The organism is Sandarakinorhabdus cyanobacteriorum (genome assembly GCF_002251755.1).
In the GTDB taxonomy this organism is placed as follows: Bacteria; Pseudomonadota; Alphaproteobacteria; order Sphingomonadales; family Sphingomonadaceae; genus Sandarakinorhabdus; species Sandarakinorhabdus cyanobacteriorum.
In genome coordinates, this window is record NZ_NOXT01000014.1 from 1 (window position 1) to 5,059 (window position 5,059).

General features: G+C 63.9%; 4 protein-coding genes. 1 reads left to right on the plus strand and 3 read right to left on the minus strand.

The window, feature by feature from the left end; all coding sequences use genetic code 11:
- Window positions 1-348: 348 nt before the first annotated feature.
- Entirely contained in the window at window positions 349-1,995 is a 1,647-nt protein-coding gene (gene groL / locus CHU93_RS00200; RefSeq protein WP_094472220.1) for a chaperonin GroEL, read from the minus strand.
- Window positions 1,996-2,047: 52 nt separating this feature from the next.
- Entirely contained in the window at window positions 2,048-2,335 is a 288-nt protein-coding gene (gene groES / locus CHU93_RS00205) for a co-chaperone GroES (protein WP_086117485.1), read from the minus strand.
- A gap of 205 nt (window positions 2,336-2,540) precedes the next feature.
- Between groES and CHU93_RS00210 the strand changes: the two genes are divergently transcribed.
- On the plus strand, window positions 2,541-3,974 hold the full coding sequence (locus tag CHU93_RS00210) for a S41 family peptidase (protein ID WP_094472222.1): 1,434 nt from the start codon (window positions 2,541-2,543) through the stop codon (window positions 3,972-3,974).
- A gap of 12 nt (window positions 3,975-3,986) precedes the next feature.
- On the opposite strand, the gene CHU93_RS00215 is transcribed toward CHU93_RS00210, so the two are convergent.
- A protein-coding gene (locus CHU93_RS00215; protein WP_094472221.1) for an IS5 family transposase occupies window positions 3,987-4,747 on the minus strand; the annotation gives its coding sequence in 2 pieces (ribosomal slippage) (window positions 3,987-4,411 and window positions 4,411-4,747; 762 coding nt in all).
- Between the last annotated feature and the right edge of the window lie 312 nt (window positions 4,748-5,059).

A 5,059-nucleotide genomic window follows, 5' to 3' on the forward strand; every position in this document is an offset into this window, starting at 1 on the left:
CGGAGGGGCCTCCCAGATCCTCCCCCGCTGGGGGAGGTGCCCGCAGGGCGGAGAGGCCGCGCACGTGTCGTTGAGGCCTCCCAGATCCTCCCCCACTGGGGGAGGTGCCCGAAGGGCGGAGGGGGCTGCGCCTGCGCCTGGCAGGGCCGCCCGCATCGGCCGCGGCCGGCGGCAGAGCCGCCGAGTCCGCTGAATGTTCAGAAGAAAAAGAAAGAAAAGAGCGCGGCAGAGCCGCGCCGTCAGACGAATCAAAAAAGGGCGGTCCTGAGGGACCGCCCTTTTCGTTCGCTGGCCGGATTTCGTTGAGTCTGGCCACAGTGCTGCGCACTGTGGCCAGCCAACTCAATCTTAGAAATCCATGCCGCCCATGCCGCCCATGCCGCCCGGCATGCCGCCACCAGCCGGCTTGTCGTCAGCCGGCAGGTCGGTGATGGCCGCTTCGGTGGTGATCAGCAGCGAGGCGACCGAGGCCGCATCCTGCAGCGCGGTGCGCACCACCTTGGTCGGGTCGATCACGCCGGCCGCAACCAGGTTTTCATAGGTTTCGGTCTGGGCGTTGAAGCCAACCGTGGTGTCGCCACCTTCCAGCAGCTTGCCAGCCACCACGCCGCCATCATGGCCGGCGTTGGCAGCGATCTGGCGCACCGGGGCGGTGATCGCGCGGCGCACGATGTCGATGCCGCGGGTCTGGTCTTCGTTGGCGCCCTTCAGGCCTTCCAGCGCCTTGGTGGCATAGAGCAGCGCCGTGCCGCCGCCCGGAACAATGCCTTCTTCCACGGCAGCGCGGGTGGCGTGCAGCGCGTCATCAACGCGGTCCTTGCGCTCCTTCACTTCGACTTCCGTCGAACCGCCAACCTTCAGCACGGCCACACCGCCAGCCAGCTTGGCCAGGCGTTCCTGCAGCTTTTCGCGGTCATAATCGCTGGTGGTCACTTCGATCTGGGCGCGGATCTGTTCCACGCGGGCCTTGATCGCATCGGCCGAACCTTCACCATCAACGATGGTGGTGTTGTCCTTGTCGATGGTCACGCGCTTGGCCTTGCCCAGCATCGGCAGGGTGACGTTTTCCAGCTTGATGCCCAGGTCTTCGCTGATCATCTCGCCGGCGGTCAGGATGGCGATGTCTTCCAGCATGGCCTTGCGGCGATCGCCAAAGCCCGGGGCCTTGACGGCGGCAACCTTCAGGCCACCGCGCAGCTTGTTGACCACCAGGGTGGCCAGCGCTTCGCCTTCCACGTCTTCAGCGATGATCAGCAGCGGACGGCCCGACTGCACCACCGCTTCCAGCACCGGCAGCATCGCCTGCAGGTTCGAAAGCTTCTTTTCGTGGATCAGGATGTAGGGGTTGTCGAGTTCCACCTGCATCTTTTCGGCGTTGGTGATGAAGTACGGCGACAGATAGCCACGGTCGAACTGCATGCCTTCGACCACGTCCAGCTCGCTGTCCATGCCCTTGGCTTCTTCAACCGTGATGACGCCTTCCTTGCCGACCTTTTCCATGGCCTTGGCGATCATGTCGCCAATTTCCTTCTCGCCATTGGCCGAGATGGTGCCAACCTGGGCGATCTCGCTCGAACCGGCAACCGGCTTGGAACGGCCTTTCAGGTCTTCCACAACCTTGGACACGGCCAGATCGATGCCGCGCTTCAGGTCCATCGGGTTCATGCCGGCAGCGACCGACTTCATGCCTTCGCGCACGATGGCCTGGGCCAGCACGGTGGCCGTGGTGGTGCCGTCACCGGCGGCGTCGTTGGTCTTCGAGGCGACTTCGCGCACCATCTGGGCGCCCAGATTCTCGAACTTGTCCTTCAGTTCGATTTCCTTGGCCACCGACACACCGTCCTTGGTGATGCGCGGGGCGCCGAACGACTTTTCGATGACGACGTTGCGGCCCTTGGGGCCCAGCGTCACCTTCACGGCATCGGCGAGGATATCAACGCCGCGGATGATGCGCTCACGCGCGTCGCGGCCGAACTTCACGTCCTTGGCAGCCATGTGTCTTGCTCCCTAATCTCTTGGTTTGGTTTCAGCGACTTGGGGCTCGGCTTCAGCCGATGATCCCCAGAATGTCGCTTTCCTTCATGATCAGCAGGTCTTCGCCGTTCAGCTTGACTTCGGTGCCCGACCACTTGCCGAACAGGATCTTGTCACCAGCCTTCACTTCCAGCGGGGTGACGGTGCCATTGTCGGCGCGCGCGCCGGTGCCAACGGCGACCACTTCGCCTTCCTGCGGCTTTTCCTTGGCGCTATCGGGGATGATGATGCCGCCAGCGGTCTTCGCTTCGGCTTCAACGCGGCGCACGAGCACGCGGTCATGCAGCGGACGGAATGCCATTGCTTTGCCTCTTCCTGTTTCGTGTGAATATGTCGTCTGTTGGCACTCAACCGGGGCGAGTGCCAGCAGTGACCGTCATATGGGTGGGCGGCGCGACAGCGTCAAGGGCGGCCATGCACTTGTGGCTTGCCTCTGCGGCGAAAATGCCAAATCACCGCATCTCGACATCAGGTGGCAATTAGGCGAAGCTTCAAACATGAACAAAATGTCATCTTTGACCACCGTGCTGGCCGTGGCGCTGGTGCTGCAGGGATGCGGTGGCGGCGGCAGCAGCAGCCCACCACCGGTTTCCGTCACCCCCACGCCCAGCCCGACACCATCGCCCACCTGCTCACTGCGCGATCGGCAATTGTGGGCCGAAGCCCAGATCCGCGAATGGTATCTGTTCCCGGCCGATCTGCCGGCCAGCCTGGATCTGGCCCCCTATGCCACCGTGCAGGCCTATATCGATGCCCTCACCGCCAACGCCCGCGCCGCCAACAAGGATCGTTTCTTCACCTACATCACCTCGATCGCCGAGGAGAACGCCTTCTTCTCCTCCGGGCAAACCGCCGCCTTCGGCATCCGCATCAGCTATGACAGCACCGCCCGCCGGGCCACGGTGATCGACGCCTTCGAAACCGGCCCGGCCTTTGCCGCCGGCCTGGACCGTGACGCCGAACTGCTCGCCATCGGCGACACGGCCTCCAGCCTTGTCAGCGTCACCGATCTGTTCGCGCGCGGCGGCAGCGCAGCGGTGTCCGACGCGCTCGGCCCCGGCAATGCCGGCGTCACCCGCACCATCCAGTTCCGCATCGATGGCGAAACCCGCACCGCCACCATCACCAAGACCGAATTCAACATCCCGCCGGTTTCAAACCGCTTCGGGGTGCAGGTGCTGCCCGACGGCAATGGCGGCCAGGTTGGCTACATCAACCTGCGCAGCTTCATCTCCACCGCCGAAACCCCGTTGCGCAACGCCTTTGCCCGCTTCCGCAGCGAAGGCATCACCCGGGTTGCCATCGATGTGCGCTACAACGGCGGCGGCCTGGTGCGCATTGCCGAATTGATGGGCGATCTGATGGGCCGCAACCGCACGGCGAGCGAGGTGTACAGCTTCACCACCTTCCGGGCATCCAAATCCTCGGAAAACGCCACAAGGCTGTTCCGCAGCGCGCCCGAAAGCATCGCCCCCACCGCGCTGGCCTTCATTACCACCAGCGCCTCGGCCTCGGCCAGCGAACTGGTGCCCAACAGCATGCTGCCCTACACCCGCGGCAACATCACGCTGGTGGGTGGCAACACCGGCGGCAAGCCCGTGGGCCAGATTGCCGTTGATCGCACCGCCTGTGACGACCGCCTGCGCATCGTGGCCTTCGCCACCGAAAATGCCGATCGTCAGGGCGATTATTACAACGGCCTCGCTCCGGTGTTCGCCGCGCGCGGCGGCCGCACCTGCGCTGCTGCCGATGATTTCAGCCGCCAGATGGGTGCCCCCACCGAAGCCTCCACCCAGCGCGCCATCCTGTCGCTGCGCGGCGAAAGCTGCGGCGCCATCGCCGGCACCGCCGACACGCTGGCCGAACAATCGGTCGGCCGCGGGCTGCTCACCGCCAGCGCCCCCACCGCCGCCCAACGCGAAGTGCCGGGCCTGTTCTAGGGCGTAGACTCATTATCCAGCGCACCAGATGCGAGCGCATATGAGCTTCACGGCGGCAAGGTAGTTTTCGGGACACTTGTCGTAGCGGGTGGCGATGCCTCGGAAGTGTTTGATGCGATTGAAGAAGCGTTCGACGAGATTGCGCTGGCGATAGACCCAGCCCGAGAAGGCAAAGCGCTGCCTGCGGTTGGATCGTGCCGGGATGTTGGCCCAGACATTCTTGCGGGCAGCAGCCTCCCGGATGGCGTTGCTGTCGTAGCCTTTGTCGCCGAGCAGTGTCGCGCCTTCGGGTACAGTCTCGAGCAGGGCTTCGGCTTCCTGGCTGTCGTGAACCTGGCCTCCGGTCAGGCGCAGGGCGACGGGACGACCATCAGCGTCAACGAGGGCATGGATTTTGCTCGTGAGACCACCTCGGGAACGTCCCATGCCGCGATCTCCAGTTCCCCTTTTTTACCCGTCGCACCGTGCTGGTGGACGCGGACGCAACTGGAATCGATCATCACGATCTCACCCGCGAAAGCGGCGGAGACCGCGGCGAGCAGCCGGTCCCACACCCCGGCTTTGCGCCAACGGACGAACCGATTGTAGCAGGTCGTGGAAGGCCCGTAGCGTTCGGGTATCTCCGCCCATGGCGAGCCGGTGCGGAAACGCCAAAGGATGCCGTTCAAAACCCGTCGGTCATCAACTCGGGGAACGCCACGAGGCTTGTTGGGCAGCAGCGGCCCGATGATCACCCATTCCCCATCCGTCAGTTCGTAGCGCCGCCGTGCCATCAAGCCTCCATTGCAATGGAAAGCCTGAATCACGTGAACCGACAAACCTCAAGCCAGCTTGGGAATTTACGGCTTAATGTTCGCATTGGCCGTCTCTCCACGCGCCACCGCTATCAAGGCAGGCATCTTGGGCTACCCACGGTGAAAACCGAAGGAATGCCACAAGCGCGACAATCGCAACGCCGAACGCCAGTACCGCCCGCTTCCACGTGATATGCATACCCCCTCATATCACGCGCAAAATCCGCCGCCAGATTTTATGAGTTTACGGCCTAGCCCGGATTATTCACCGGCCGGGTGATTTCGGGTTGG

Coding starts and splice junctions, on each gene's coding strand:
- groES (WP_086117485.1), bottom strand. CDS start 2,335: ATGGCATTCCGTCCGCTGCATGACCGCGTGCTCGTGCGCCGCGTTGAA.
- CHU93_RS00210 (WP_094472222.1), top strand. CDS start 2,541: ATGTCATCTTTGACCACCGTGCTGGCCGTGGCGCTGGTGCTGCAGGGA.
- groL (WP_094472220.1), bottom strand. CDS start 1,995: ATGGCTGCCAAGGACGTGAAGTTCGGCCGCGACGCGCGTGAGCGCATC.